The following is a 25,736-nucleotide window of genomic DNA, read 5'->3' as shown; positions in this document are numbered from 1 at the left end:
GGCCGGCGGCGGCAGCCCCGATGCTCACCCGGACGCCCGGTCGGGCGCTCAGCCGACGCGGGTCAGCTTCGCTCCGAAGCCGGGCTTCGGGAGGTCCTTCTGGAGTGCGACCGGGGCGGTGACCTTGCCAGGACCCGATCCGACGGTGAGCTGACCGACGACCGTTCCGGCCTTCGCCTCGTGCGGGATCGCCTTGCCCCCGTCGCCGATCTTGATGTCGACCTTCAGACCGGCCCAGCCCGCCGCCTCGAAGTCCTTGGTGGCGACCACCGGGGTCTGCCCGCCGAGACCGTCGTCCACGTACCCGACGACCTGCCCCTTCTTCACGACGTTCTGTGAGGTGAGCGCGGACTCGGCGGGCAGCAGGGCCTTCTTGCTCACCGCGTTGACCGTGTCGATGATCGACGGCCCCTGGTGCTGCCCGAGGACCGCACCCACGATGTACTGCGTCGTGTGGCCGACCTTCTGTTCCGCGGCGAAGAGCAGGCTCCCGCCGGCGGTGGTGGTGGAGCCGGTCTTGATGCCGATCACCCCGTTGTAGGGCACCAGCCGGTTGTAGTTGCTCCATGCCTTGCCCGACGGGTCGGTCCAGCTCGGGAGCTTCGTGATGTCCATCAGCGCCGGCATCTTGACCAGTTCCTGGCCCAGCTTGACCTGGTCGGCGGCCGTGCTGACCGTGGAGGCGGTCAGACCCGAGGGGTCGGTGTACTTGGTGTGCGTCATCCCGAGCTTCCGGGCGGTGTCGTTCATCTTCTTCACGAACGCCGCCTCCGAGCCCGCGTCCCAACGGGCGAGCAGCCGCGCGACGTTGTTCGCCGACGGGATCATGACCGCGCTGAGCGCGTCCTTCTCGGAGAGGACGTCGCCCTTCTTGATCGTGTTCAGGGTCGACTCATTGCCACTCTTGTCGTAGTGGCCTTCCTTCTCCGCCGTGGCGTCGACGGGAATCGACGCCCCCTTCGCACCCGGCTTCATCGGGTGGTCCTGCATGATCAGGTAGGCCGTCATCGACTTGGCCATGCTCGCGATCGGTACGGGCTTCTCCGCGCCGAAGCTGTCCATGGTGCCGAGCCCGGCCACGGACATCATCCCCTGGCCCTCGCCCGGCCAGGGCAGCGCGACCTTGGATCCGGAGAAGGAGTACGACGGTGCGGCGGTCAGCTTCAGGCCGGGGTCGGGAAGCGGCCGGACGGCCTGTACGACCGCAAAGATGATCAGCACGAGGAGGACCAGCGGGGTCCAGATCTTGAAGCGCCGGACCGCTGTACGCACCGGGGTCTCCGGCGGGGCCGGCTTGTTGGTCAGCTCGGCCAGCAGGTCGAGCGGCGGCTTGGGCGGCAGCGGCTGCTGCCGGGTCGGCTCGACCAGGGGAGGCTGCGCGGTGTCGGCGCCACCGGCCGCTCCGGCTGCGGCGCTCGCGGCCGGAACCCCGGCCGGGGCCTTGGCGGGCGACGGCACTGGAGCGGGTGTCGGCTTCTTCCGCTCACCGGGTACGTCGTCGGGGCGCAGCGGCACGAAGGTGCTGCGCTTCAGGGTGGTGGTGGGCTGATCCACCGGGCGGGAGGGGATGCGGAAGATACCGGTGGGCTGATCGACGGCTTCACCCTCGGGCTCCGAGCCCGCGCCACCGTCACCGTCACCGTTCGGGTCGGCCTTGCTGTCCGCCTTCGCCGCAGCCTCGCCGCCGGGCTTCGTAGCGGCCTTCTCGTCCACCCTCGGGGTGGTCTTCTCTCCCCCGTTCGGGGCGGCCTTCCCGCCCTGTGCGCCGTCCTTGCCGACCGGCTTCTCGTCGGCCTTCGCAGCAGCCTTTGCGTCTGCGACGTTCGACGGTGCGTCCGGCTCCGCTTCCGGCTTGGCGCCGGGCCCGGTTCCGGGCTTCGCGCCCTGCCCGGCGGCTGCCGCTTCGGCAACCGAAGCGGCAGTGCCGGCGCCGGCAGCCTCGCCCGACCGGGCGTCGCCCGCCTGCTTCGCGTCCGGGGCACCGGTGCCCGCGTCGGCGGCTGCCGCGCCGCCCGATGCGCCCGTTCCGCCCGGCGTGTCCCCTGCTTCGCCGTCGGTGGCCGCGTCGTCACCTGGCCCGGCGGGCCCGTCTGCGCCCCCTGAAGCGCCCGTACGCGCCTCCGCGTCCGACGGAGCCCCTGCGGGCGCGTCGGCGGCGGATGCGGCCCCAGAGGCGGCCTGAGCGCCCCGGGCACCCTCGTCCGGCTCGGCGTCCGCGCCCGCAGCGGAGGCATCCGTGCCCGCCTCGCTCCGGGCACTGCCCGCTTCGGGCCCGTCGACGGAGGGCGTGGGCATGACGCGGGTCTCCGACGCCTCGGGGGTGTCGCCCCCGTCCGATGCGCCGGACGGACCGGACGCGTCCGCCGGGTCGTCCGCCCCGGCGACCCACGCGGCCACCGCCTCACGCAGCCGTGCGTCGCCCGACTGCGAGCCGGACACCGCACCCGCTTCCGGATCCGGCACCGAGCGGAAGACCGCGAGCCTCGGATCGCTCGTACCGGGAGCCGTTCCCTCTGACGACTTCCGCTGCTCCGACTTGTCGGGGGACTCGCCCGCCACCGATGCCTCCTGGATACGCCGCGCGGGTTTTCCCGCCTGTCCGAACCATCTACCAGTGTCCTGTGTGGGCGCTTAACCGCTGCACGGGACAAGAACGACATACGCCCAGGTTCCAGTACAAAGCACCCAGGCGCTCTCGACAGACCAATGTGAGAGGGGTCACCCTGTCACTCATCCACGCGGGGAGGCATGGATGGGCAGGAGCCGCAGAACGATTCCGGAAGAGCTTCTACTGCTCGCTCTGGACCCGACCACGGGTACCACAGCGCAGCCGCAGTCGCTCGACCTCGGCCTGGCCGGAGCCCAGCTAGTAGAGCTGGCTCTGGCAGGACGGATAGCCCCGGACGGGGATCGTATCGCCGTGGTGATGGCACGGCCGACAGGAGATCCGACACTGGACTCCGCACTGGAACTGCTGCGCAGGCGCGGCAGCCCGGTCCGGGCAGTCCACTGGATCGGCGGGCCCCGACTGGGGCTGCGCCAGATTTACCTCGCTCATCTGGAGCGGTGCGGCATGGTGCATGCCGTGGCGGGCCAGATGTGCGGAGTGCTGCCGACGACTCGCTACCAGGCGACGGAGACAGCGATCAGCCGGGACATCAGGGCCCGGCTGGACAGTGCGATCCGCACCGGCGTACCGCCGGACCCGCGGACCGCGGCGCTCGCCGCGCTCGCTCACGCAGTGGGGCTCGGCAAGCACCTCTACCCCGGCAACGAGGGGCGTTCATCACGCTCCCGCCTCCGGGACCTGATCAGACACGACCCCATGGGCGGACTCGTGGCGCACGCGGTCATGGACGTCCAGAACGGTGCGGCGGCACAGCCGCGCCGTCCGGCACCGGCACCGGGCAGCGCCGCGCCGGCGCACCACGGGGCCATGGCCCGGGTGGCGGCGCACTGAGGTAAGCCGCACCACCGGGTGAGCTCAGCCGCAGTACGAGCACGAGCAGTACGGGCACGAGCAGCAGTACGAGCACCAGGACCGCCGCACCGACGTCCCCAAGACCCGGTTCGGGAGCCGCAACACGAACGCGCGGGGCCGGCAAGCCGTCGGCCCCGCGCGCTCACTCTCTGGCCATTTCCCAGCGCAGCGCGTGGCATTGATGGCAATCTGCTGAGCAGTAAGGCCTACCGGCACAGCGCGGTGGGGCTCAGTACGTCAAAGCCGGAGGTGCAGTTCCCGTGGCGTCCAACGTCAATCCCACTGTCAGGCGGCGCCGGCTCGGCCAGGAGCTGCGCAGGCTCCGGGAGCTCAAGGGCATGACGGCCGAAGAGGTCGCCGAGCGCCTGCTCGTCTCCCAGTCGAAGATCAGCCGACTGGAGAACGGCCGCCGCTCCATCAGCCAGCGCGATGTCCGCGATCTCTGCGGTGTGTACGAGGTCGAGGACCACCGGATCGTCGACTCGCTGATGCAGATGGCCAAGGACTCGCGCCAGCAGGGCTGGTGGCATGCCTTCGGCGACATCCCGTACAGCGTCTATATCGGCCTGGAGACCGACGCGGCCAGTCTGCGCGTGTACGACCCGCAGGTCGTCCCGGGGCTGCTCCAGACCAAGCAGTACGCCGAGGCCCTGATCGCCGGTGCACTGCCGGAGACCGCGGTGACCGATATCGAGAAGCGGGTCCAGGTCCGGCTGCGCCGCCAGGAGCGGGTCAGCGCCGAGGAGTCCCCGCTGCGGCTCTGGGTGGTGATCGACGAGTCGGCGCTGCGCCGGGTCGTCGGCGGCAAGCAGCTGATGATCAGCCAGCTGGAGCATCTCGTCGAGCTGTCCCAGCTCCCCCATGTCACCGTGCAGGTACTGCCGTTCGCGGTGGGCGCGCACCCCGGCATCAACGGGCAGTACGCCATTCTGGAATTCCCGGACGCGGCGGACTCCAGCGTGGTCTACATCGAGGGCGTCACCAGCGACCTCTATCTGGAGAAGGCGCAGGATGTGCAGAAGTACAGCGTGATGTACGAGCACTTGCGCGCGCAGGCCCTGAACGTGGAACAGACAAGGGAGTTCATCATGGAGATCGCCAAGGGGTACGCGCGCTGAATGGCAGCGTATGTCCGATTCCTGAAATCCAGGTCCGCACGGTACACCCCAGCTGCCCCGTAGCGTAAGACTGAGCGGCAGAAGCCACTCGGTCGAGTGAACGGCCGTCTCGGGCAGGGGAGTTCGCGAGTAGCGTCGATCAGGCGTCATCGAGAACGCTGACGCAACACGACGACTGCTTACCGGAGCGAACATGGCAATTCAGCAGGGCGCGACCGAGACCTGGACCAAGTCTTCGTACTCCACGGGAAACGGTGCCTGCGTCGAGGTCAGGTCACCGCTTGCCCAGGCCATCGCCGTGCGGGACTCAAAAGTCGCCGACGGCCCGTCGATCGCTTTCGTTCCCGCCTCGTGGAACAGCTTCGTGAGCGAAGTGGGCCAGGGCGCGTTCACTCTCGACTGACCCCCGGTCCCGTGATCACCCGGACCGTGGACAAGAGCCCTCTCGACTGGATCGCCGTCCCGGCCGAGGGGGCTCGGCCCTGACCGGCCAACCGCTTCCGCACCGGTCGGCGCGGCCGGTCAGCGCAGCCGGTCGGCGCAGTTGATCGACGCAGCCGTCAGCGCAGCCGGTCGACATAACGGTCGGTGCCCGGCACGGTCGGTATGAAAGGCGCCACCAGCTCCACCCGTCCCAGGCCGCGCTCGACCAGGTCCCCGTCGAGCCCGGTGAAGTGCGGTTCCCAGACCTCCCTGGGGTCGGACTCCAGGAACCAGAGCAGTGTGAGCCGGGTGTCCACTCCCTCCACCTGCTTCACATACGCCATCCGGTCGCTCGGCAGCGGTGTCGGCCGGAAGACCGTCACCATCGCGGCGGGGCCGCCCGAGAGCCGCTTCGGCAGCCCCTTCGCGCGCAGCCACTCCAGCAACTCCGCCCGCTGTTCCGGGCCTTCGGCGTCGATCACCTCCAGGACCAGACCGGCGTACGGATGGTCGAGCGCGTGGACGTCACGCGGCCCGGCGGCACCGTCCCGGTAGACCGTCGCCTCATGGTCCTGGAACGCCGTGAAGACATGCGTACGGTCCTGGTAGACCCGGCCGTCCCGGTTCAGCCGCCTGTTGATGCCGACGGTCCACTTCATGTGCTCGTCGTAGCGGCCCTCGGTCACCCAGTACGTGGTGAGGTAGCACCCGGCGGTCACCGGCTGGGCGACCGCGGACTTCTCCGGGTAGCGCAGCGCCTGGAGTTCACGGGTGGCGACCCAGCGGCGGCCCGCGTACATCCAGGGCATCGCCATGGCCCCTGCGTAGAAGTGGTCGTCCTCGTACCACCGGTTGTACGCGTACTCATGGCCCGGATGCGGCTCCACCATGGTGATCAGCGCATGGCCAGGCCGCACCCCGTACGGCCCGACCGAGGCCAGCTCGCCGTACACCTCGCTCCGTGTGTCGCCGGCCGCGTGCCCACCGGACGGTTCCTTACTCATCGGTGCCCCCTTCTTCGCCCTCTTCCCTCCGCCTTCGGACGGACCTACTCTGACGTTCCGTCAGGAAAACTGCCAGAGTCCGGAGGATCCCGCCATGGAAAGCCGTCCCACCGAGTCCCCGTCCACGGAAGCCCGGGCCGCCGGGGCGCAGGACGGGATGCTCGCCGGGAAGACCGTCGTCGTGTCGGGGGTCGGTGCCGGGCTCGGCCACCGGATGGCCGCGGCCGTCATACAGGACGGGGGCAACGCCGTACTCGGCGCACGGACCGAGGCCAACCTCGTGAAGTGCGCGGCCGAGATCGACCCCGGGGGTACCCGGACCGCGTACCTCTCCACGGACATCGGCGACGAGTCGCAGTGCGACGCGCTCGCCGCGCTGGCGGCCGAGCGGTTCGGCGGAATCGACGCGGTGGTCCATGTCGCCGCCTGGGACAGCTACTTGGGCGGGCTCCAGGACGCCGACTTCACCACCTGGCAGGGGGTCATCGACGTCAATCTGCTCGGTACGCTGCGGATGACGCGGGCCTGTCTGCCCGGCCTCAAGCAGCGGGGCGGGTCGGTCGTCTTCGTCGGGACGCAGTCATCGGTCGCCGCGCCATCGGAGGTGCACCAGGCCGCCTACGCGGCGTCCAAGGGCGCACTCACCTCGGCCATGTACTCACTCGCCCGCGAGCTGGGACCGCACCGGATCCGGGTGAACACCGTGCTGCCCGGCTGGATGTGGGGGCCGCCGGTGCAGGCGTTCGTCCGGTTCACCTCGGAGAGCGAGGGCGTCCCCGAGGCGGAGGTGCTCAGCCGGCTGACCGGCCGGATGGCGCTGCCCGAGCTGGCGACGGACGGCGATGTGGCGGACACCGCGCTCTTCCTGGCCTCCGACCGCGCACGGGCCATCACCGGTCAGTCCCTGCTGGTCAACGCCGGTGAACTGATGCGCTGAACCGCCCAGTCGGGCCTCCTCTTCTCGACCGCACGGGACCCGCATCCCGTGCGGTCCTGCCGTTCTGCCGTACTGAATGCCGTTCTGCCGTACCGCCGTTGTGCCGTACTGCTCCCGGATGGCTGCCGCTGGCGAAGTGCCCGCTCATGGTGTGGCCCCCGTCACTCCGAGAGCAACCGGTCCGGAGGTCAAGAGGGCGTAAAATCGTTCTGCTTGCTGATCTGTGTTCATATTTGTGATCGCCCAACCCTTGACCGGCCCTTGGCGCAGAGGGTTCAATCCGTGAAGTCCCCACTCCCGCACGGGGCACCGCCCGATCGGCGTACTCCCGATCGACGTACTGGCGAAGCGTTTCCCCGTTCATCGAGGTTCCCTCGCGGTTCAACGAGATGAACTCAGTACAGGCGGACCCCTGGAGGGGGCACATGAACAGTCTCGACTGGACCGTGCTCATCGGTTACTTCGGCGTGATGATCGCGATCGGCTTCTGGTCCCACAAGCGGGTCGACGACGTGAGCGACTTCTTCACCGCCGGCGGCAGGATGCCGTGGTGGCTGTCCGGCATCTCCCACCACATGTCGGGCTACAGCGCGGTGATGTTCACCGGGTACGCGGGGATCTCGTACCAGTACGGACTCACGTCGATGGTCACCTGGTCGCTCCCGATCGCCATCGGCATCGGGATCGGCGCGAAGCTCTTCGCGCCCCGGCTGAACCGGCTGCGCTCCCGGCTGCATGTGGCATCGCCGCTCGAATACCTCAAGGAGCGCTACAACCTCCCCACCCAGCAGGCGCTGGCCTGGTCCGGGCTGCTGCTGAAGATCGTGGACGTCGGGGCCAAGTGGGCGGCCATCTCCACGCTGCTCTCCGTCTTCACCGGCATCACCCTCACCCAGGGCATCCTCATCACCGGTGTGATCACGGCGGTCTACTGCACGGTCGGCGGTCTGTGGGCCGACGCGCTCACCGAACTGGGGCAGTTCATCATCCAGCTGATCGCCGGAGTCGCGATGCTGGTCGCCGCCATGGGCAAGCTCGGCGGCTTCAGCGCGCTGTGGACGGTCTGGGACAAACTCCCGAGCGGCCACTCCGACCCGACGGCCGGCCCGTACACGATGACCTTCCTGCTGGCGTATCTCTTCATCAAGACCTTCGAGTACAACGGCGGCATGTGGAACCAGGCCCAGCGCTACATGGCCACCGACTCCGCACGCTCCGCGACCCGTTCGGCCACGCTCTCCTCGCTCCTCTGGCTGGTCTGGCCCGCCGTTCTCTTCTTCCCCATGTGGTGTGCGCCGCTGCTCGTGCACGCGCAGAAGCCGGACGCGTCCGACGCGTACGCGCTGATGACCGAGTCGCTGCTGCCGCACGGGCTGCTCGGTCTGATCGTCGTCGGCTTCTTCTCGCACACCATGGCCATGTGCTCATCGGACGCCAACGCCATCTCGGCCGTCTTCACCCGGGACATCGCCCCGGCGATCTCGGCGACGGCCCGTCAGTGGAGCAGCCGTGCAGGCCTGTTGGCCGCCCGGGTCTCGACGCTCGGCTTCCTCGCACTGTCGATGGCGCTGGCCACCCAGATCAACTCGCCGACCTTCAAGGACATCATCTCGGTCGTCATCAAGTGGGTGGCCGGTCTGATGGGGCCGATCGCGATCCCGTTCATGCTCGGCCTGCTGCGCCCGTTCCGTAAGTCCGGGCCTACGGCAGCCCTGGTCAGCTGGGCGGCCGGGCTGCTCGCCTTCTACTTCACCAACTACCACCTGGACGGCTCGGCCAACACGGATGTCGCCCTGGAATGGCAGGTCTCGCTGCCGCTCGCGGTCTCCCTGGTGCTGTACGTCCTCATCGGCTTCGTCAAGCCGGAGGACACCCCGGAACGGGACGCGATCATCGCCCGGGTCAACCTGGACGGCGACGGCCCGGACGGGGCGGCTGCGGCGGCGACGGTTCCGGCGCAGGGCAGCGGGGCGCATGCGGAGTCGCTGGGATGGGAAGGGGCGGACGGCCACGCGGGCGGCCGGCTGGACGGCTGAGGGGGCGGTTGCCCGGCCGGCTCCGTCGGACGGTCTGACCGGCCGGCTCCGTCAGCCCCTCGGGTAGCGCTCCAGCCAGGCCGGGGTGGTCAGCGCCGGGCTGTGCAGGGCCGGGCCCTGGGTCATCTCCATCGAGAAGTCGTCGGCGAGCTGGAGCAGCGTGGCGCGCCCCTCCAGCTCCGCGAGCCACCCCGGCGGCAGGGCGGTCTCGCCGTGCAGGGCGCCCAGCAGGCTTCCGCAGATGGCGCCGGTGGCCTGGGACGGTCCGCTGTGGTTGACGGCGAGGCGCAGCCCATGGCGTACGTCCTCGCCGACCAGCGCGCAGTACACCCCGATCGCGAGCGCGTCCTCGGCCAGTTCGCCGCCGCCCAGCGATTCGACCCGGGCTGGGTTCGGCATCCCCTGGCGTACGGCGCCGAGCGCGTGCTGGAGGGCGTCGGTGACCGGCTGGTGGCCGGGGCGCGGGGTCAGCTGGCCCAGCGCGCGCTGCACCGCCGCATCCAGGCTCTCGCCGCGCGCGAGCCCGTGCACGATGACGGCGTGCGCTCCGGCGCTCAGATAGCCGGTGGGGTGGCCGTGGGTCTGTGCGGCGCACTCGACGGCCAGTTGGAAGACGAGGCCCGGCTCCCAGCCGACCAGCAGCCCGAAGGGAGCGGACCTGCTGACGGCGGACGCGTCGCGCGCCTCCGGGTTCCTGGGTTCGTCCAGGGTGCCCATCACCTCGTCGCCGAACCCGGCCAGACAGCTCCGTGCCGGGTCGCGGCGGGCGTACAGCCACTCCTCGCAGGCGAGCCAGCCGTTGTCCTTGCGGCGCTCGTCGGGGCCCCACTCGCGCTGGGTCGCCGCCCACCGCAGATGGGCCCGGTACACATCGGTCGGCGGATGCCAGGCGCCCGTGTCCCGGCGGACCTGCGCGCGTATCAGGCCGTCGACGGTGAACAGGGAGAGCTGGGTCGCGGCCGTGACCGCCCCGCGTCTGCCGTACACGGCGACGAAGTCGGTGAGCCCGCCGGCGCCGTGCGCCTCCCGTATCGCGTCGAGCCCGTGCCCCGCGACACCCGCCCCGAGCGCATCGCCGAGCGCACCGCCCAGCAGGCAACCGCGCACCCGGCTGCGGAAGTCCTGCTGCTCGGTGCGGCCCCAGAGCGGGGTGGTTGATGCGCTCATGGCGAAGCACTCTAATTGAACCGGATGGGGAGTGGCCCTGTCGGCCGGGCCCTCAGCCGTCGATGTACTGGTCGGCCCAGGCGCTGATGATGTGGGCGGCCCGCCGCGCCTGCCCCCGTGCGGTCAGGAGGTGGTCCGCCCCTTCGAGCGCGACGAAGCTTCGCGGGTGCCGTGCCTCGCGGAAGATCTCTCCGGCGTTGTCGATGTGGACGGTGTCGTCGGTGGGCGAGTGCAGGACGAGCAGCGGCAGGTTCAACTCGCCTATCCGGTCGCGCAGATGGGCGTGGCGGACGTCTTCGACGAAGGCGCGCTTGAGGACCAGGGTCCGTCCGCCGACGAACCACTCGTGCGCCCCGTCGCTGAGCACGCGGTCCATGACCGCGTCGTACTGCCGCTCGACATGGCTGGGGTCGACGGGCGCCCCGACGGTGGCGAGCGCGCGGACGCCGGGCACATCGGCCGAGGCGGCCAGGGCGGCCGCGCCTCCCCAGGAGTGCCCCACCAGCAGGTCCACGGGGGTGCCCCGCTCCGCCATCAGAGCCGCCGCGCGGACCGTGTCCTGAACCTTGACGGTGAAGGAACCGTCCCCCCAGTCCCCGTCCGATTCGCCGATCCCGAGGTTGTCGTAGCGCAGCATTCCGATCCCCTCGCGGGCCAGCTGCTTGCTGACGCGCGAGGCGGCCGGTGAGTCCTTGCCAAGGGTGAATCCGTGCACGAAGAGCCCCCAGCCCCGGACCTCGCCCTCGGGCAGTTCGATCGATCCGGCCAGTTCGGGGCCGACGACGCTGGGGAATCTCACTTTTTCGGACATGTGGTGATCACCTAGGCAGGGGCTGTACTTGGGACGGGGACAAGGCGGGCGGGGACGAGGCGCAGGGGGTGCGGGTCGCGTCAGACGGCGGGGCTCTGCCCGGGGCCCGGCTGTGCGGAGCCCGGCCGCCCGGAGCCCGACTGCCCGGCCGTGAGCAGGGCGGTGATCTCATCGGCGAGCTGCGGTCCCAGCTCGCCCCAGCCGTCCTTGTAGCCGTAGACACCGCGCAGGGTGCGGGCCTCGTAGTCGCCGTTCATGATCTCGATGTCGTCGGCCGTGATGAGCGACGGGTGGGCGACGCCGACGGCCGCCGAGACCTTCGTCAGCTCCTTGCGCAGAGCGCGCAGGTAGACGGCGGCCCGGTTGGACTTCGATGCCGGGTCGATACCGCGGGCCAGCCGCGGGTTCTGGGTCGCGATGCCGGTGGGGCACTTGTCGGTGTGGCACTTCTGCGACTGGATGCAGCCGATCGACAGCATCGCCTCACGCGCCACGTTGATCATGTCGGCGCCCAGCGCGAAGGCGACCGCGGCGTTCTCGGGCAGCCCGAGCTTGCCGGAGGCGATGAAGGTCAGGTCGTCGGTGAGGCCCAGCTCGGCGAAGGTGCCGTAGACCCGGGAGAACCCCATACGGAACGGCAGCGACACCGAGTCGGCGAAGGTCAGCGGCGCCGCCCCGGTGCCGCCCTCGCCGCCGTCGATGGTCACGAAGTCGACACCGCGGTCGCCCCGCGCCATCAGCGTGGCCAGCTCCTGCCAGAACTCCATCTCGCCCACCGCGCTCTTGATCCCGACCGGCAGACCGGTCTCGGTGGCGAGCAGTTCGACGAAGTCGAGCAGCGAGTCGACATCGCTGAACGCGGTGTGCCGCGAGGGCGATGCGCAGTCCTTGCCGACCGGGATGCCACGGATCTCGGCGATCTCCGGTGTCACCTTCGCGCCCGGCAGCATCCCGCCGAGACCCGGCTTGGCGCCCTGCGAGAGCTTGATCTCTATCGCCTTGACGGGGGCGCCCGCGACGACCGCCTTGAGCTTGTCGAGGTTGAAGCTGCCGTCCTCGTTGCGGCAGCCGAAGTACGCCGTACCGAGCTGAAGGATGAGGTCGCCGCCGTTGCGGTGGTACGGGGAGAGGCCGCCCTCCCCGGTGTTCTGGAGGGTGCCCGCCAGGGCCGCCCCCTTGTTGAGCGCCGTGACCGCGGCGCCGGAGAGCGAGCCGAAGCTCATCGCCGAGATGTTCACCACACTGGCGGGCCGGAACGCCTTGGCGCGCCCGCGCGGGCCGCCCAGCACCTTGGCCGAGGGCAGCGGGGACTGCGGGTCGTGCGCGTCGGGCAGCGGGCCGGCGAACGTGCGCTGCTTCAGGTAGGCGTGCCCCTGGGTGTGCTCGACGTCGTTGTCGGTGCCGAAGCCGAAGTAGTTGTTCTCCTCCTTCGCCGACGCGTAGATCCAGGTGCGCTGGTCACGGCTGAAGGGGCGCTCTTCGTCGTTGGAGGTCACGATGTACTGCCGCAGCTCCGGTCCGATCGTCTCCAGCAGGTACCGGGCGTGCCCGATCACCGGGAAGTTCCGGAGCAGCGCGTGCTTCTTCTGGACGAGGTCGCGGGCGGCCACTGCCGCCAGTGCTGTTGCGGTGGCGGCGGCGATGCTCCGGGCGCGCATGAACGTTCCTCTCCTCGATGCTCGATGCTCGATTCCATCGCCATGCGGTGGACGCCGTCGTGTCGTGTCGTGTCGGGCGTTTGAGCGGCTGGCATGACCGAGCGGGCGTTCAGCGTCCGCCGGGAACACGGAACGTCATAGTAGAGACCCGTAGGGGTGGGTCTGCGGTCAGGGTTACGGGGAGTGACAGTCGTCACACGTGTACGTACCCACACCGCCCGTCCCGCCGGCCCCCGCCGCGGCCAGCCACGGTGGTCGCTCAGGAGCCGGACACGTCGCACGGACCGACCGCGGACTGGTCGACCAGCATGAGCACGATCTTGGCCGCCCTTTCGGGGCACGAGCTGCCGCGCAGGTCGACACGGTCCAGTACCAATCGGTCGACGTCCTCCAGCATGAGCTCCTGGTAGCGGAGGGCGCGGGCCAGGAACTTGTCCATGAGGAGCCGTTCCGCGTCCGCCGCTTCCCCGTAGCGCCCCGCCTCCCGCACCCGGTCACGGATGACCGCCTCACTCGCGGTCAGCCACATGGCAGCCGTACGGGGAACCGTCAGGCCCGCGACCCGCGCGGGCAACAACGCCGACCCCTCAAGCACCAGGCCCGCTCCGGCCCCGCGCCCGTCCGCGTACTCCGTGATCAGCTCCTCGATGCGGGGCCAGAGCCGTTCGTAGTGCTCGGTGACGGACGAGACCAACTGGTCGACGGTGAGCGAGCGGTAATGCTCGGCAACATACTCCGGCACCTCCCGCTCCGGCGTCCGCCAGGGCCGCCCGGGATGCCGTGCCAGTCCGTCCGTCGACAGACAGGCGAACCCGAGGCTCTCCGCGACGACTTGGGCGATGGTCGACTTCCCGACGTTCGAGGTGCCGCCGATCAACACCACCCGTGCCTTCTGCATGGCGCCGATCCTACTGAGCCGTTCCCACGGAGCCGTTGCCACTGGTCAGTCCCCACGGAGCCGATCCCGCTGAGAAGGCGAGGCCATGGCACGGTCACAGCGCGACTGTTCGCTCTGCCCCGCCGACGACACGGACGGAGGTGATCACCGAGAGAATCCGTTGTGTGCTTCGAGCTCGGCCCCCGGCGTCTGCTGGGTGGCCGCCCACGACGCCAGGAGCGCCGACTTGTCAGCGGTCGGTGTGCCCGCGGGTGCGGTGTAGACGTTGAGGCGCAGGCCGGGTTCGGCGGGCAGTTCCAGGGACTCGACGTCCAAGTCGAGCCGGCCCACGACCGGATGGCGCACACGCTTGCGGCCGGACCGGTGCAGCCGTACGTCCTGAGATGCCCACCGCTGCCGGAACAGCTCACTGCACGTCGACAGTTCACCGACCAGGGCGGTCAGCTCCTCGTCGTGCGGATTGCGGCCGGCTTCCATGCGGAGCTTCGCGGCCACGTCACCGGCAATCCGGTCGTAGTCGACAAAGAAATCTCTGGCCGCCTCGGAATCCAGATAGACGAACCGCGCTGTGTTCGCGGGCCGTCGCGGGTCGGCCAGCACCGGTGAATACAGCGCGCGGGCGAGTTGGTTCATGGCGAGCACGTCATAACGGCCATTACAGATCCAGGCAGGCGCACCGGAGATCGCGTCGAGCACCTGCTGAAGCGTCGAGCGCACCGTCACGGCACGCTTGCGCCGACGTGGGCCGCCGGGCGCCCTGGACTGGCGCGCGAGGTGGAACAGGTGGTCGCGCTCGGCCTCGTCGAGCTGCAAGGCAGAGGCCAACGCGTCGAGCACGCCATCGGATGCACCGGCGAGGCTGCCGCGCTCCAGGCGCACGTAGTAGTCGACCGATACCCCCGCCAGTAGCGCCACCTCCTCACGGCGCAGACCTGTGACCCGGCGGTTGCCGCCGTAAGCGGGCAGGCCCGCCTGCCCGGGTGCGATGCGGGCGCGACGCGAGCTGAGGAACTCCCGGATCTCGGTGCGTGGATCCATCGTGGCCATCCCTTCACCGTAAGCCCGTCCCGCAGCCTCCGGCCCCGCAGGCTCCCGTCCGTCCCGCAGACCAAGACGTCGTGTCATGTGGCGTCGATCGGTAGGCTCTGGCCGAGATGAGCATGGACGACAAGACCGAGACCGCATGCCGGATCTGCGGGTACGACGATGGCGAAGCGGTGTTCGACGAGTACGGCGTACCGCAGTACGTCATCTGCCCCTGCTGCTACAACGAATCCGGCATCGGCGATGACAACGTGTCGCAGGTCCGCGAGCTGCGTGGGTACTGGGTCGCCGGCGGCTCCCAGTGGCACGACCCCAAGTTCCTTTCAGCCGACTGGGACCTGCTGGCGCAGCTCGCCAACATTCCGCCTGAGTGGCGCTGAACTGGAGTGTCGAAGGGGGCCGGGAACGGATCCATTGCCGCAAGTGGCGGTTTTCGTAGGCCTTGTCCGCATGGAGTTCGACCAGTCGGCGTCGACGCGGGCCACGGCGGGACGGATCGGCGGTATCCCGCGCACGAGCGGCCCAGCACGGCGGCCAGTACCTCCCGGTCGCCGTAGCGCCGCCGCCCACCACCTTGCGTTCGCACAGGCGCCACTGGCACCACTCGGTGGAACAACTCCCACAACCCGTCCGGGACCGGACGCTCCACGATCGTCCCGCCAGAACACCACTCAGCACGCCAAATGGCACGGCGTCTAAGGGGTGCCCGATGCGGTCGTCGCGATGCCGCCGTCCACCGGGATCACTGTGCCCGTGAGGTAGGACCCGGCCCGGCCGGCGAGAAACACGGCGGTACCCGCCATGTCGTCATCCCGGCCGACCCTGCGCAGCGGGGTCGCCGCCGCGATCGTGTCGCCGATGGCATCGAGCGTGGCCGCCATCATGTGTGACGGGAACACTCCCGGCGCCACCGCGTTCACCGTGACGTGCTGCGGGCCCAGCTCTCTGGCAAGTACGCGGGTGAGCTGATGAAGTGCCGCTTTGCTGCTGGCGTACGAGTAGTTGGGCGACTGGGCGACGTGGATGGCCGCGATACTGCCGATGTTGATGATCCGCGCGGGATCATCGGCGGTGCCCGCCTTGCGTAGTGCGGGGAGCAGCGCCTGCACCAGCCAGAACGGCGACTTGAGGTTGAGGTCGATGACCGTGTCCCATGCCTCGTCCGGGAACGTCTCCAGCGGCTCGCGCCACATCGCTCCCGCGTTGTTGACAAGGATGTCCAGGCGTTCCGAGTCGGCCGTGACAAGGTCAGCGAGGCGCCGGCACTCGTCGTGCCTGGACAGGTCGGCGGGGATTGCTTGGACATCGCCGAATGCGGACAGCAGACGCTGCGCCTCCGCGCACGTGTCCGCATGGCGTGAGCTGATGACGACGCGGGCGCCCGCCTGGAGAAGGCCGCGCGCGATCATCAGCCCGATTCCCTTGGTACCGCCAGTGACAAGGGCGCGCTTCCCACTCAGATCGAAGAGTTCTGTGTGAGTGGTGAATTGGTTTTCCGCCATTGATCTCTGTCCCTTATGCCGTGGAACTGATGGGGGTAAAGCTGAAGCGCCTTTCCATGGAGTGTTGTCGGCGCTTTCGACTCGGCCACGTTGACAGGCATTTGAGACGCCCGGGAGACCCTGGTGATACAGGTACTGCGAGAGCCCCCCTTGCCTGGTGCGCTGACTCACCTCAGTGCTCTTCGGGATCGTCCGCCCGGTTTGGACAAGGCCGCTTCCACGCCGTACGGGAACACGCCATACCCCCTCCCGGCGGACGCGCTACTCGTCGCCCCCGCAGCCCGCGCCCTCGATCCGCCCTCCCCTGCTGTACGCGATACGGAGCACGTCCCCGAGCGACTCAGTGGCCCGGGTGAGCGCGAACCGTACGGCCCGCTCCCCCGCCACCCGATCGGCCAGCACCGCACGCGAACCGGCCAGCACCGCTTCGGCCGAGTCCATCTGCTGGTCCTCCAGATCGTCGGCCAGCCGGGAGAGCAGGCTGCGTGGGTCGTCCGTGCTGAGGTAACACGGCTTGCCCTCGGGGGACGTCCAGGGCAGCAGCCGGAGCAGGGAATCGGACATGGTCAGCGCCTCACAGGGGGGTTCGGGGGTTCGGGTCTTGGCTGACGGTCGGTGATTACCGTTCGTGTCCCGATGATTACGTCCTGGCCCTACGCTCGGGAAGGGACGCGCGATTGCCCTCGCGCACGGCAACAGGAGGGGCCGATGACCGAACTCGCCGAAGTGGAAGAGGAGTCGGGGCGCGCGGCACTGGGGCGCGCGCTGCGGTACCTACGCGAGAAGGCCGGCAAGTCACTGAGCGAGCTGGCGGCCGAGACCCGGTACGACAAGAGCTATCTGTACCGGCTGGAGGTGGGCCAGCGGCTCTCGAAGCTCGCGGTGATGAAGGACCTGGACCGGTATTACGGGACCGGGGGGCTGCTGGTGCAGCTCTGGAAGGTGGCGCGGAGGGAGGTGTTCAAGGACAGGTACAAGGAGTTCATGCGGTTGGAGCAGGCGGCCCGGATCATGCACCTGTTCACCCTGGGAATCCCGGGCCTCCTGCAAACCGAGGAAGTGGCCCGCGCGCTGTTGTCCGGTGGCCAGGAAACAGAGAGCGAAGCAGAGCAGGTGGAGGAGCAGGTAATAGCCCGTCTCGGGCGGCAGCAGCTGCTCCACCGCAATCCAGCTCCCTCGGTCCGGATCATCATGGACGAGTACGCGCTCCGCCGACCGGTGACAGACCCCGAAGCATGGATGGCGCAGCTGGAGCACCTCGTTCAGGTCGCACAACTCCCTCTGGTCACTCTTCAGATCCTCCCTTTCTCAGCAGGAGCGCACCATCTGATGGACGGCTCGCTGACGTTGCTCTGGCAGGAGGACGGGAGCGCGGTTGCTTATACGGAAGGCAATCGATGCGCAGAGCTGATGGAAGATCCAGCCGATGTCACGCGCGCCCGTCTGTCCTACGATCGGCTGCGAGATCTGGCGCTGCCCCCGTCCGACTCCATTGACTTCATCAGGGGCGTCCTGAAGGAGTACCGAGGATGAACCGCACACCCGACCTCTCCACCGCGCACTGGTGCAAGTCGAGCTACAGCGACGGGGGAGCAAACAACTGCGTCGAGGTCGCACACGGCTACCCGGGCCTCGTTCCCGTACGCGACAGCAAGGCCCCCGCCGGGCCCGCCCTGATCTTCCCCGACTCGGCCTGGACCAGCTTCATCCAAGCCGTACGGAAGGAAACGCCGTGACCGACCTCTCCACCGCGATTTGGCGCAAGTCCAGCTACAGCGACGGCGGACAGACGAACTGCGTCGAGGTCGCAGACAACTACCCCGGCATCACCCCCGTACGCGACAGCAAAACCGCCCCCACCGGCCCCGCACTCGTCTTCCCCGACTCGGCATGGGCCGCCTTCGTGGAGTTCACCGCCGGGCGATGAACTCGCCCCCTCCACGGCCACGTCGGCGTTCCGTCACCCCGAGGCAGGTTCAGGTCTGCTCACCAGTGCCGTGCCAGGCAAGGTTTGCCCGGTCGGGGTGACGGTTGTCAGCGCTCGCGTGCGGTCGAGCCGGCCCAGCTGGCCAGAAGATCGAGTGTCTGGCGTTCGGACGAGTCGGGCTCGGGCGCGTAGATGGTGATGCGGAGTCCCGGGTCAGCGGTCACATCGAGGGCTTCGTAGGGCAGGGCCAGGTTCCCGACGAGCGGGTGGTGGAGTTGCTTCACGCCGGAGCGGTGGAACTTCACGTCGTGCCTGGCCCAACGCTGGGCGAACTCGTCGCTCCGCGTGGAGAGCTCTCCGATCAGGTCCGTCAGGCCCTTGTCGTGCGGCGAGCGGCCGGTCTCGGTGCGCAGGAAGGCGACTGAGTCGTTGGCGGCTTTCTCCCACTCGGGCCAGAAATCGGCGGAACCAGGATCGAGGAACAGGAACCGCGCGGTGTTGACCGGACCACGCTGCGCGAACAACGGGGAATCGTAGACCGGGGCATACAGAGCCCGGCCGAGAGAGTTGGCGGCGAGGATGTCGAACCGCCCGTTGCGGATGTAGGCCGGCAGGTCGGTCATCGCGTCGAGCATCCGCTGGACCACCGGCCGGATCCGCCCGGTCGCAGCGGGTGGCCGACGCCCGGACGCGGTGGCCGCGCGGGCCAGGTCGTAGAGGTAGGCCCGCTCGGCATCGTCGAGCTGGAGTGCGTGGGACAAGGAGTCCAGCACCGAGTCCGAGGCGCCGCTCAAGTTCCCGCGCTCAAGGCGGATGTAGTAGTCAATGCTCATCCCGGCCAGCAGTGCCACCTCCTCCCGGCGCAATCCGGTCACCCGTCGTTTGGCGCCGAATACGGGCAGTCCTGCCCGCTGGGGCGTCATGCGGGCGCGACGGGTACCGAGGAACTCCCGCACCGCGTCGGCCTGCTCATTCCTCTTGCTGTCGGTCACCTCACCACCGTAGGTCGTACGGCCGTGTGCGGGGAGGTACTGCCGTTACCCGGAAGAGCAGTAACTCCCACCCGCGTACGCATACGGGTTTCATGGCGGGGAAACGGACGCATCAGGGAGCTCACCATGACGATCAGACGAGTAACCACTGGCCATAGCGCGGAGGGAAAGGCTGTTTTTGCCAGCGACGTGGAGCTTGAGCACGACGGAGGTGGTGGCCCTATTTACCAGATCTGGGGCGGTGACTACAGAGGCGTGCACTTCCCTGACACCGGTGCGGAGCCTGCCTGTGAAGACGAGTACTTCCCGAGGACCGGCGGGTTTCGCTATGTCATGGTCACACTGGCGCCGAAGGGCGCAGACCCGTTGCCGGATCCGGCGCCAGGGACGTTTACCCCGCGGCGGCAAATGCGTCACGGATTCGACGGTCATTTCCCCGAAGGCGGCGGGATGCACAAGACGGCCAGCATCGACCTGATGGTGGTCCTGTCCGGGGAAATCACCCTCGAACTCGACGATGGTGTCAGCAAGACCATGAAGGCAGGCGACACGATCATCCAGAACGGGACGAAGCACCGGTGGGCCAATAACGGTGACGTGCCGGCGGTCTGTGCGGCCGTCATCATCGGTATTGACCACGACGACTTCGCCTGAGGGCCGTCCCGTAAAAGATCTCCATCGTGAGTTGCTTGTGTGACGAGTCCCGTGAGCCACCGCCGCATTTCAGAGGGACACCCGCGCTGTTCTGCCAGCGGCGAATCCCGGCCCGATCGGACTCGACGATCTCTACGATCCAGGCTCATGACGACGATCACCACGCGCACGGTCCAGTACCAGGCCGACGGTCTGACGATGATCGGGTACCTCGCGCTCCCGGCCGGTGTCGACCGGCGGCCCGCAGTGCTGCTCGGGCCAGAGGGCACGGGGCTCAGCGACGTCGAGCGCCGACGGGCCGATGCTCTCGCCGAGCTGGGATACGTGGTGCTGGCCTTCGACCTCCACGGCGGACGCTATCTGGAAGACCCGGAGGAGATGCTGGCTCGGTGCATGCCACTGCTCGCCGACCCCGACCGGATGCGGGGCATCGGCCACGCGGCGCTGGACGTGCTGCGCACCGAACCGCGGACCGACCCCGACCGGATCGCCGCCGTCGGCTACGGCACCGGGGGCGCCGTCGGGCTGGAACTCGGGCGCGAAGGCGTCAGCCTGCGCGCGATCGCGACAGTCAACGCCCTGACCACGGGCCGACCGGGCGAGGCGGCACGCATCCGCTGCCCGGTATGGGCCGGGGTCGGGTCGGAAGACCCGATCATGGCCCCCGCGCAGCGGGAGGCGTTCACCGCAGAGATGCAGGCCGCGGGCGTCGACTGGCGCCTCACGGTCTACGGCGGCGCCCTTCACGCCTTCCACCACCCGTCGGTCGACCACACGGTGCGTCCCGGCGTCGGCTACCACCCACGGCACGCACAGCGAGCCTGGCGCGATGTGGTCGACCTGCTCGCCGAGTGTCTGCCCGTGACGGAGTGATCCGGCCAGTCCACGCTCGGACGCCTCACCGCCCGTCTCGCTCCCCGGGGCCGGGAGGCGATCGCCATGACGGTCCCGTGCTCCGGAGGGCCGCTTTCAGCAGGGTCCGGTCAGGCTGCCGCGTCCGGTCGCTGCAGCGCTCTCCGTAGTGCAGTCCAGGAGAGCAGCGCGCACTTGACCCGCGCCGGGTACCGGGACACATCGCGGAAGGCGACCGTCTCGGCCAGGTGAGGCGGCCAGGATTCTCCGTCAGGCACACGTTCGCGCAGCAGGGACGCGAACTCCGTGTGCAGTTCGGCCGCTTCCCGTGTGCGACGGCCGATGACCAGATCCGTCATCACCGAGACTGAAGCCTGGCTGATCGAGCAGCCCTGCACCTCGTAGGAGACATCGTCGATGGCGGTGCGGTCCCCCTCTCCTGTCAGGCTGACGCGCAGGGTCAGTTCGTCCCCGCACATCGGGTTGAACTGCTTGATCTCCACGTCGTACGGCTCCCGCAGGCCGCGGTGGTGCGGGGCCCGGTAGTGGGCCAGGATGATCGCCTGGTGTTCGGTCGTCAGGCGCATGTCACCGACCCCCGATCCTCATCGCGTCCGGCGCGCCGGTCCCGAAGAGCGACTGTGCCTCCTCGACCCCAGCGGCCAGCGCCTCGATGTCCGCGAGCCCGTTGTAGAGGTAGAAACTGGCCCGCACACTGGCCGGAACGCCCAGCCTGCGGTGGAGCGGCGAGGCGCAGTGGTGCCCGACCCGTACGGCGACGCCCCGTGCGTCCAGGACCTGGCCGACATCGTGCGGGTGTACGCCGTCGACGGTGAAGGACACCGCGCTGCCACGGTCGGTCAGCGCGGTGGGGCCGAGGACGCGTACGCCTTCCATGGCGCCGAGGGTGGTGAGGGCGGCTTCGGTGAGCAGCCGTTCGTGGGCGGCGACGCGGTCCATGCCCACGGCTGTCAGGTAGCGCACCGCTGCGGCAAGACCGACTGCCTGGGAGGCCATGGGGACACCGGGCTCGAACCGCTGGGGCGGCGGAGCGTAGGTGGACTCCGTCATTTCGACGACCTCGATCATGGAACCGCCGGTGAGGAACGGAGGCATGGAATCGAGCAGTTCACGCCGCCCGTACAGGACGCCCATGCCGAACGGGCCGAGCATCTTGTGCCCGCTGAAGACCGCGAAGTCCACCCCCGACTCGTGGAAGTCGACTCCGAGATGCGGTACGGACTGGCAGGCGTCCAGCAGGGTGAGCGCACCCACATCGGCGGCCCTGGCGACGATCCGGCGGACCGGATTGACCGTGCCGAGCACGTTCGACTGGTGGGAGAAGGCGACCAGCCGGGTGCGCGCCGTCACCACGGTGTCCAGGTCGGTGAGATCGAGCCGGCCGTCGTCGGTGACGCCGAGCCAGCGCAGCGTCGCGCCTGTGCGCCGGCACAGTTCCTGCCAGGGCACCAGGTTGGCGTGGTGTTCCATCTCGGTCACCACGATCTCGTCGCCGGGCCCGACCCGGAACCGTGTGCACGCGTCACCCGATGTGGCGGCGTTGCTCATCGCGTAGGCGACGAGGTTGATGCCTTCGGTGGCGTTCTTGGTGAACACCACTTCGCCGGGGTCCGCGCCGATGAAGTCCGCGACCTGTGTGCGGGCCTGTTCGTAGGCCGCGGTCGCCTCCTCGGCGAGTTGGTGTGCTCCCCGGTGCGCGGCCGCGTTCGATGTCTCCGAGAAGGTGCGCTCCGCGTCGAGCACCTGCACGGGCCGCTGGGCGGTCGCCGCGGAGTCGAGGTAGACCAGCCGCTCGCCCTCGACAGTTCGGCGCAGGATCGGGAAGTCGGAGCGGATCCGGGCCGGATCAAGCGCCTGGGCTCTGTCTGCGACATTCATGCGGAGGCACCGTTGCCGAGGTCCGCCAGCACCTTGTTGGTGGTCTGGAGGCACAGGCCGCGGGCGCAGACGGTGACGCTGTCGCTGTCCGCTGCGTCGGCCCCGTCGAGGAACTTCGGGTTGAAGCTCTCGATGCGCTTGGTACGGACGCCCTCGGCGAAGTCCTCGGGCGCCGTCCAGCACAGATCCTTGTACGAGGAGGTGTGCTCGGGTATGACGGCCGGGTCCTTGAGCTCCAGGACCGCACCGAACATCAACAGCGGTTCGTAGAGCGGCTCGAACGTCTCTGGGTCCTCCGTGGGGCGGTCCGCGACATAGCTGAAGCCGGCCCCGATCATGGAGATGCGGCACTCGCCGAGCGGCTTCTCGCGGGACGCGGCCTCCATGGCGCTCTCACAGCCGAGTTTACGGGCGAGCAGGTCACCCACCAGGAACGGCAACGCCGATGACGGGTCGGGGACCGCGGCCCCCCGCTCGCCCTCGGGGAAACGGGCCACGGTCCTCAGGTCGTCGGCCCGCAGCTGGGTGAGATGGACCGGGACCAGCTCCGTCGCCGAAGCCGTGACGCTCTCGGCGTAACATCGGGCGAATTCTAACGGGAGCATGCTGGTCGGTGTACTGATGACATTGGGGTGGGTGGGGTTGCTTTCGGCCCTGCGGGTACCGGTCAGCACACTGGGGCCGTTCTCCGCATTCGCCATGATCGTGACCTGGAATACGGGCTGCCACAGCGTTCCCGGTTCCAGGCATTCCTTGAGCGTCGCGGAGCCGCGCGAGCGGAACCCCGACAGTACGCCGTCGAGTTCCGACTCCGCATAAAATTTCGCCACGAGAATCTCCTCGCTGATCTACGGTTATGGCACGTAGCAAACTAGAACTGGCCCAGACCCCGGTCAACGATGACTTTTGGACAGTTTCGACGGGCCCCAACTGCCCATCCGCGTCGGACGATGAGGGCTCTTACTGGCCGAAAAATGCACCCCCGCACATCGTCGGTGCTAAAGTCCGCACGCGGACCCCAGAACATCAATGCGACGAAAAAATAAGGCAGATGCCATGGACGGCAACCTTCGCGAAGTATTCGACTTCATCGCCTTCACCGCCCGCCTCCGGGAAGTTGACCGGCACAACAATGCCACCTCGGCCAGAAAAGAGAGTGTGGCCGAACATTCATGGCATCTGGCGCTGGTCAGCTGGATTCTGCACCGCGAGTTCGAGCGGGAATGCGGCCACTCCCTCGACCTGGAAAAGATGCTCAAGCTGTGCCTGATGCACGACCTCGTGGAGATCGACGCGGGCGACCCGTCGGCCTGGAAGGCCCGGCCCGACGACGACAAGGCCCGGATCGAGGAAGAGGTCGCCCAGCGCCGGTTCGCGCCCCTCCCGGGCGGGCTCGGCGATGAGTTCCTCGGTCTGTGGCACGAGTACGAGGAAGGGGAGACGCCCGAGGCCCGGATCGTCCGTGGAGTGGACCGGCTCAACCCCGCGCTGATGCGGTTCCTGACCGGTCAGGGGTGGCAGGACGTCGGCGCCGACGCGGAGGCACTGGACCGGCTCCAACTGCCGCGCGTCCAGGTGAGCGAGGCCCTCACCGCCCTGTACCAGGAGGTCAGGGACGCGGCTGTGGCTCAGGGGCTGCTCGCTCCGGCGTCCTGACCCTCCCTCCCCTTCCGCCCCCGCCGGCCCCCCTGCGCGGGGTCCGGCCCCCGGTCAGTCGGACGCGGCGCCGAACCACTTCGGCAGGGCGGCCAGCAGCTGCTGCTGGTCGTCGCCTGCCCATGCCACATGGCCGTCCGGCCGCAGCAGTACCGCGGGCGCGTCCAGTTCCTCACTGACGTCCGTCACGTGGTCGACCCGGTCCGCCCAGCCCGCCGCGGAGAGGCCGCCGGTCTGGTCGAGCAGCAGGCCGCGGCCCGCGTGCATCAGTCCGTACAGATGGCCGCGTTTCAGCTGTACGTCGCGCAGGCGGCGGCCGAGCAGTCCGTGGACTTCGCCCTCGCACTCGCCCTTGCCCTCGGCCCCGCCCTCACTGAAGTCGTAGCGGATCGCTGTCGCGATGAGCTTCTCGGTCAGGAGCCGGTTGACGTCGTCGAAATCCATCAGTTCCGACACCAGTCGGCGCACCGCTCGGGCGCCCGGCTCGGTGGACATCAGCTCCATCTGGGCGCGGGTGTTGTCCAGTACGTCGGCGGCGACCGGGCGCCGTTCGGCCTGGTAGCTGTCGAGCAGCCCGTCCGGCGCCCAGCCGTTGACCGTGGCGGCCAGTTTCCAGCCCAGGTTGAACGCGTCCTGGATACCGAGGTTGAGGCCCTGCCCGCCGGTCGGCGGGTGGATGTGCGCCGCGTCCCCGGCCAGCAGCACGCGCCCGGCCCTGAAGCGCTCGGCCAGCCGGGTGGCGTCGCCGAAGCGGGAGAGCCAACGCGGCGAGTGCACACCGAAGTCGGTGCCCGCGACAGCCCGCAGCCGCTGCCGGAACTCGTCGAGGGTCGGCGGGGTGCGGTCCAAGGCCAGCCCGTCGGCGGGCACGACGACGCGGTACGCCCCGTCCCCGACAGGCCCCAGACCGAACCGGAACTGGGTCTTGCGGACCTCGGCCATCACGGCGTCCACCGTCTCCTGCGGGGCGGTCACCTCCATCTCGCCCAGCAGCGTCTCGACCCGGCTGGGCTCACCGGGGAAGCCGATGCCGAGCAGTTTCCGCACCGTGCTGCGGCCGCCGTCACAGCCCACTACGTAGCGGGCGCGCAGCACCGTGCCGTCACTCAGCTCTACGGCCACTCCGGCCCTGGCCCCGGCCCCGTCACCGTCCCCGCTCCCGTCACCGTCCTCGTCCTTGGCGCCGTACCCGGCACCGTCACCGTCCCCGGACTGGCTCAGTCCGACCACCTCGCAGCCGCGCCGGATCTCGGCGCCCAGCTCGGTGGCGTGTTCGGCCAGCAGACGGTCGGTGACGGGCTGCGGGATACCGAGGACGTACCCGTGCGCGGTGTCGAGGCCGCCGGGGGCGGGCTTCCTGATGGCGGCGAAGAAGCCGCCGAGCGGATACTTCCTGCCCTCCGCGAGGAACCGCTCCAGCAGACCGCGCTGGTCCATCACCTCGATGCTGCGCGCGTGCAGACCGAGCGCGCGGACGTACGTGACCGGCTCCGGTTCCTTCTCCAGGACGAGCACCCGTACGCCGTGCAGCCGCAGCTCCGCGGCGAGCATCATGCCGGTCGGTCCGCCGCCGGCCACGATCACGTCGATCATCACAACCCCCAGTTCACCTGCGCTGATTTCCCGGAAGCCGGATCCCCGGTCACGGCTTCGGTCGGCGATTCTCCGCCATGACCA

At 69.2% G+C, this 25,736-nt stretch carries 26 protein-coding genes and 1 pseudogene; 12 read left to right on the top strand and 15 right to left on the bottom strand.

Translation table 11 applies throughout. The features are described from left to right. Positions 1–48 precede the first annotated feature (48 nt). Entirely contained in the window at positions 49–2,559 is a 2,511-nt protein-coding gene (locus tag ACWGKJ_RS23305) for a D-alanyl-D-alanine carboxypeptidase (protein ID WP_453315805.1), read from the bottom strand. Positions 2,560–2,752: 193 nt separating this feature from the next. Here ACWGKJ_RS23305 and ACWGKJ_RS23300 point away from each other — a divergent pair, with 193 nt between their 5' ends. The 3 genes from ACWGKJ_RS23300 to ACWGKJ_RS23290 all read left to right on the top strand — a co-directional run bounded on the left by ACWGKJ_RS23300 (position 2,753) and on the right by ACWGKJ_RS23290 (position 5,002). Further along, a complete protein-coding gene (locus ACWGKJ_RS23300) occupies positions 2,753–3,460 on the top strand; it encodes a GOLPH3/VPS74 family protein (protein ID WP_385018115.1) in 708 nt (235 codons plus the stop codon). Between the two features lie 281 nt (positions 3,461–3,741). Continuing rightward, on the top strand, positions 3,742–4,599 hold the full coding sequence (locus ACWGKJ_RS23295) for a helix-turn-helix domain-containing protein (protein WP_385018113.1): 858 nt from the start codon (positions 3,742–3,744) through the stop codon (positions 4,597–4,599). 193 nt (positions 4,600–4,792) lie between these two features. Beyond that, entirely contained in the window at positions 4,793–5,002 is a 210-nt protein-coding gene (locus ACWGKJ_RS23290; RefSeq protein WP_385018111.1) for a DUF397 domain-containing protein, read from the top strand. Between the two features lie 157 nt (positions 5,003–5,159). Here ACWGKJ_RS23290 and ACWGKJ_RS23285 read toward each other — a convergent pair whose 3' ends face one another. Further along, the gene (locus tag ACWGKJ_RS23285) at positions 5,160–6,026 is read right to left on the bottom strand and encodes a hypothetical protein (protein ID WP_385018109.1); all 867 of its coding nucleotides are present in this window, start codon (positions 6,024–6,026) and stop codon (positions 5,160–5,162) included. A 157-nt stretch (positions 6,027–6,183) separates the two neighbouring features. Between ACWGKJ_RS23285 and ACWGKJ_RS23280 the strand changes: the two genes are divergently transcribed. Then, positions 6,184–6,963 carry an SDR family oxidoreductase gene (locus tag ACWGKJ_RS23280; RefSeq protein WP_385018134.1) on the top strand — a complete coding sequence of 260 codons (780 nt, stop codon included), beginning with the start codon at positions 6,184–6,186 and terminating at the stop codon, positions 6,961–6,963. A 425-nt stretch (positions 6,964–7,388) separates the two neighbouring features. Then, the gene (locus tag ACWGKJ_RS23275; RefSeq protein WP_385018107.1) at positions 7,389–8,999 is read left to right on the top strand and encodes a sodium:solute symporter family protein; all 1,611 of its coding nucleotides are present in this window, start codon (positions 7,389–7,391) and stop codon (positions 8,997–8,999) included. Between the two features lie 51 nt (positions 9,000–9,050). Here the strand turns inward: ACWGKJ_RS23275 and ACWGKJ_RS23270 are convergent, their stop codons facing one another. From ACWGKJ_RS23270 to ACWGKJ_RS23250, 5 genes are all read right to left on the bottom strand, one after another. Further along, positions 9,051–10,166: an ADP-ribosylglycohydrolase family protein gene (locus ACWGKJ_RS23270; RefSeq protein ID WP_385018105.1), complete on the bottom strand. Its 1,116-nt coding sequence runs from the start codon at positions 10,164–10,166 to the stop codon at positions 9,051–9,053. Between the two features lie 52 nt (positions 10,167–10,218). Continuing rightward, entirely contained in the window at positions 10,219–10,977 is a 759-nt protein-coding gene (locus ACWGKJ_RS23265; RefSeq protein ID WP_385018103.1) for an alpha/beta hydrolase family protein, read from the bottom strand. An 80-nt stretch (positions 10,978–11,057) separates the two neighbouring features. Then, on the bottom strand, positions 11,058–12,635 hold the full coding sequence (locus ACWGKJ_RS23260; protein WP_385018101.1) for an FMN-binding glutamate synthase family protein: 1,578 nt from the start codon (positions 12,633–12,635) through the stop codon (positions 11,058–11,060). A gap of 259 nt (positions 12,636–12,894) precedes the next feature. Then, a complete protein-coding gene (locus tag ACWGKJ_RS23255) occupies positions 12,895–13,533 on the bottom strand; it encodes a hypothetical protein (protein WP_385018099.1) in 639 nt (212 codons plus the stop codon). 144 nt (positions 13,534–13,677) lie between these two features. Then, positions 13,678–14,571, bottom strand: coding sequence for a helix-turn-helix transcriptional regulator (locus tag ACWGKJ_RS23250; RefSeq protein ID WP_385018133.1), 894 nt, complete (start codon positions 14,569–14,571; stop codon positions 13,678–13,680). A 116-nt stretch (positions 14,572–14,687) separates the two neighbouring features. On the opposite strand from ACWGKJ_RS23250, the gene ACWGKJ_RS23245 reads away from it, so the two are divergent. Continuing rightward, a complete protein-coding gene (locus ACWGKJ_RS23245; protein ID WP_385018097.1) occupies positions 14,688–14,957 on the top strand; it encodes a hypothetical protein in 270 nt (89 codons plus the stop codon). 125 nt (positions 14,958–15,082) lie between these two features. On the opposite strand, the pseudogene ACWGKJ_RS23240 reads toward ACWGKJ_RS23245, so the two are convergent. From ACWGKJ_RS23240 to ACWGKJ_RS23230, 3 genes and pseudogenes are all read right to left on the bottom strand, one after another. Continuing rightward, a pseudogene (locus ACWGKJ_RS23240) lies at positions 15,083–15,229 on the bottom strand (IS5/IS1182 family transposase); the annotation flags it as partial. A 43-nt stretch (positions 15,230–15,272) separates the two neighbouring features. Beyond that, the gene (locus tag ACWGKJ_RS23235; protein ID WP_385018095.1) at positions 15,273–16,079 is read right to left on the bottom strand and encodes an SDR family oxidoreductase; all 807 of its coding nucleotides are present in this window, start codon (positions 16,077–16,079) and stop codon (positions 15,273–15,275) included. Positions 16,080–16,340: 261 nt separating this feature from the next. Next, a complete protein-coding gene (locus ACWGKJ_RS23230) occupies positions 16,341–16,643 on the bottom strand; it encodes a hypothetical protein (RefSeq protein WP_385018093.1) in 303 nt (100 codons plus the stop codon). Between the two features lie 144 nt (positions 16,644–16,787). Here ACWGKJ_RS23230 and ACWGKJ_RS23225 point away from each other — a divergent pair, with 144 nt between their 5' ends. The 3 genes from ACWGKJ_RS23225 to ACWGKJ_RS23215 are packed head-to-tail and all read left to right on the top strand — an operon-like array spanning position 16,788 to position 18,006. Further along, positions 16,788–17,612 carry a helix-turn-helix domain-containing protein gene (locus ACWGKJ_RS23225; protein ID WP_385018091.1) on the top strand — a complete coding sequence of 275 codons (825 nt, stop codon included), beginning with the start codon at positions 16,788–16,790 and terminating at the stop codon, positions 17,610–17,612. Beyond that, entirely contained in the window at positions 17,609–17,815 is a 207-nt protein-coding gene (locus ACWGKJ_RS23220) for a DUF397 domain-containing protein (RefSeq protein ID WP_385018089.1), read from the top strand. Before ACWGKJ_RS23225 ends, ACWGKJ_RS23220 begins: the two co-directional genes overlap by 4 nt. Beyond that, positions 17,812–18,006 carry a DUF397 domain-containing protein gene (locus ACWGKJ_RS23215; RefSeq protein ID WP_385018087.1) on the top strand — a complete coding sequence of 65 codons (195 nt, stop codon included), beginning with the start codon at positions 17,812–17,814 and terminating at the stop codon, positions 18,004–18,006. Before ACWGKJ_RS23220 ends, ACWGKJ_RS23215 begins: the two co-directional genes overlap by 4 nt. A gap of 107 nt (positions 18,007–18,113) precedes the next feature. On the opposite strand, the gene ACWGKJ_RS23210 is transcribed toward ACWGKJ_RS23215, so the two are convergent. Then, positions 18,114–18,998 carry a helix-turn-helix transcriptional regulator gene (locus ACWGKJ_RS23210; protein ID WP_385018085.1) on the bottom strand — a complete coding sequence of 295 codons (885 nt, stop codon included), beginning with the start codon at positions 18,996–18,998 and terminating at the stop codon, positions 18,114–18,116. A gap of 126 nt (positions 18,999–19,124) precedes the next feature. Here ACWGKJ_RS23210 and ACWGKJ_RS23205 point away from each other — a divergent pair, with 126 nt between their 5' ends. Next, positions 19,125–19,652, top strand: a complete 528-nt coding sequence (locus ACWGKJ_RS23205) for a cupin domain-containing protein (protein WP_385018083.1) — start codon at positions 19,125–19,127, stop codon at positions 19,650–19,652. Between the two features lie 147 nt (positions 19,653–19,799). Beyond that, the gene (locus ACWGKJ_RS23200) at positions 19,800–20,525 is read left to right on the top strand and encodes a dienelactone hydrolase family protein (protein WP_385018081.1); all 726 of its coding nucleotides are present in this window, start codon (positions 19,800–19,802) and stop codon (positions 20,523–20,525) included. A 110-nt stretch (positions 20,526–20,635) separates the two neighbouring features. Here the strand turns inward: ACWGKJ_RS23200 and sufU are convergent, their stop codons facing one another. The 3 genes from sufU to ACWGKJ_RS23185 are packed head-to-tail and all read right to left on the bottom strand — an operon-like array spanning position 20,636 to position 23,233. Then, entirely contained in the window at positions 20,636–21,091 is a 456-nt protein-coding gene (sufU, locus tag ACWGKJ_RS23195; RefSeq protein ID WP_385018079.1) for a Fe-S cluster assembly sulfur transfer protein SufU, read from the bottom strand. A gap of 1 nt (position 21,092) precedes the next feature. Next, on the bottom strand, positions 21,093–22,403 hold the full coding sequence (locus ACWGKJ_RS23190; protein ID WP_385018077.1) for a cysteine desulfurase: 1,311 nt from the start codon (positions 22,401–22,403) through the stop codon (positions 21,093–21,095). Continuing rightward, entirely contained in the window at positions 22,400–23,233 is an 834-nt protein-coding gene (locus tag ACWGKJ_RS23185; protein WP_385018075.1) for a hypothetical protein, read from the bottom strand. Before ACWGKJ_RS23185 ends, ACWGKJ_RS23190 begins: the two co-directional genes overlap by 4 nt. A 226-nt stretch (positions 23,234–23,459) precedes the next feature. On the opposite strand from ACWGKJ_RS23185, the gene ACWGKJ_RS23180 reads away from it, so the two are divergent. After that, positions 23,460–24,059, top strand: a complete 600-nt coding sequence (locus tag ACWGKJ_RS23180) for an HD domain-containing protein (protein WP_385018073.1) — start codon at positions 23,460–23,462, stop codon at positions 24,057–24,059. A gap of 54 nt (positions 24,060–24,113) precedes the next feature. On the opposite strand, the gene ACWGKJ_RS23175 is transcribed toward ACWGKJ_RS23180, so the two are convergent. Beyond that, positions 24,114–25,652, bottom strand: a complete 1,539-nt coding sequence (locus ACWGKJ_RS23175; protein ID WP_385018071.1) for an FAD-dependent monooxygenase — start codon at positions 25,650–25,652, stop codon at positions 24,114–24,116. Positions 25,653–25,736 lie beyond the last annotated feature (84 nt).

The sequence above is a fragment of the Streptomyces sp. NPDC054757 genome (genome assembly GCF_053612185.1).
Note: the sequence above shows the minus strand (reverse complement) of the source record. Positions and strands in the feature narration are given on the sequence as shown.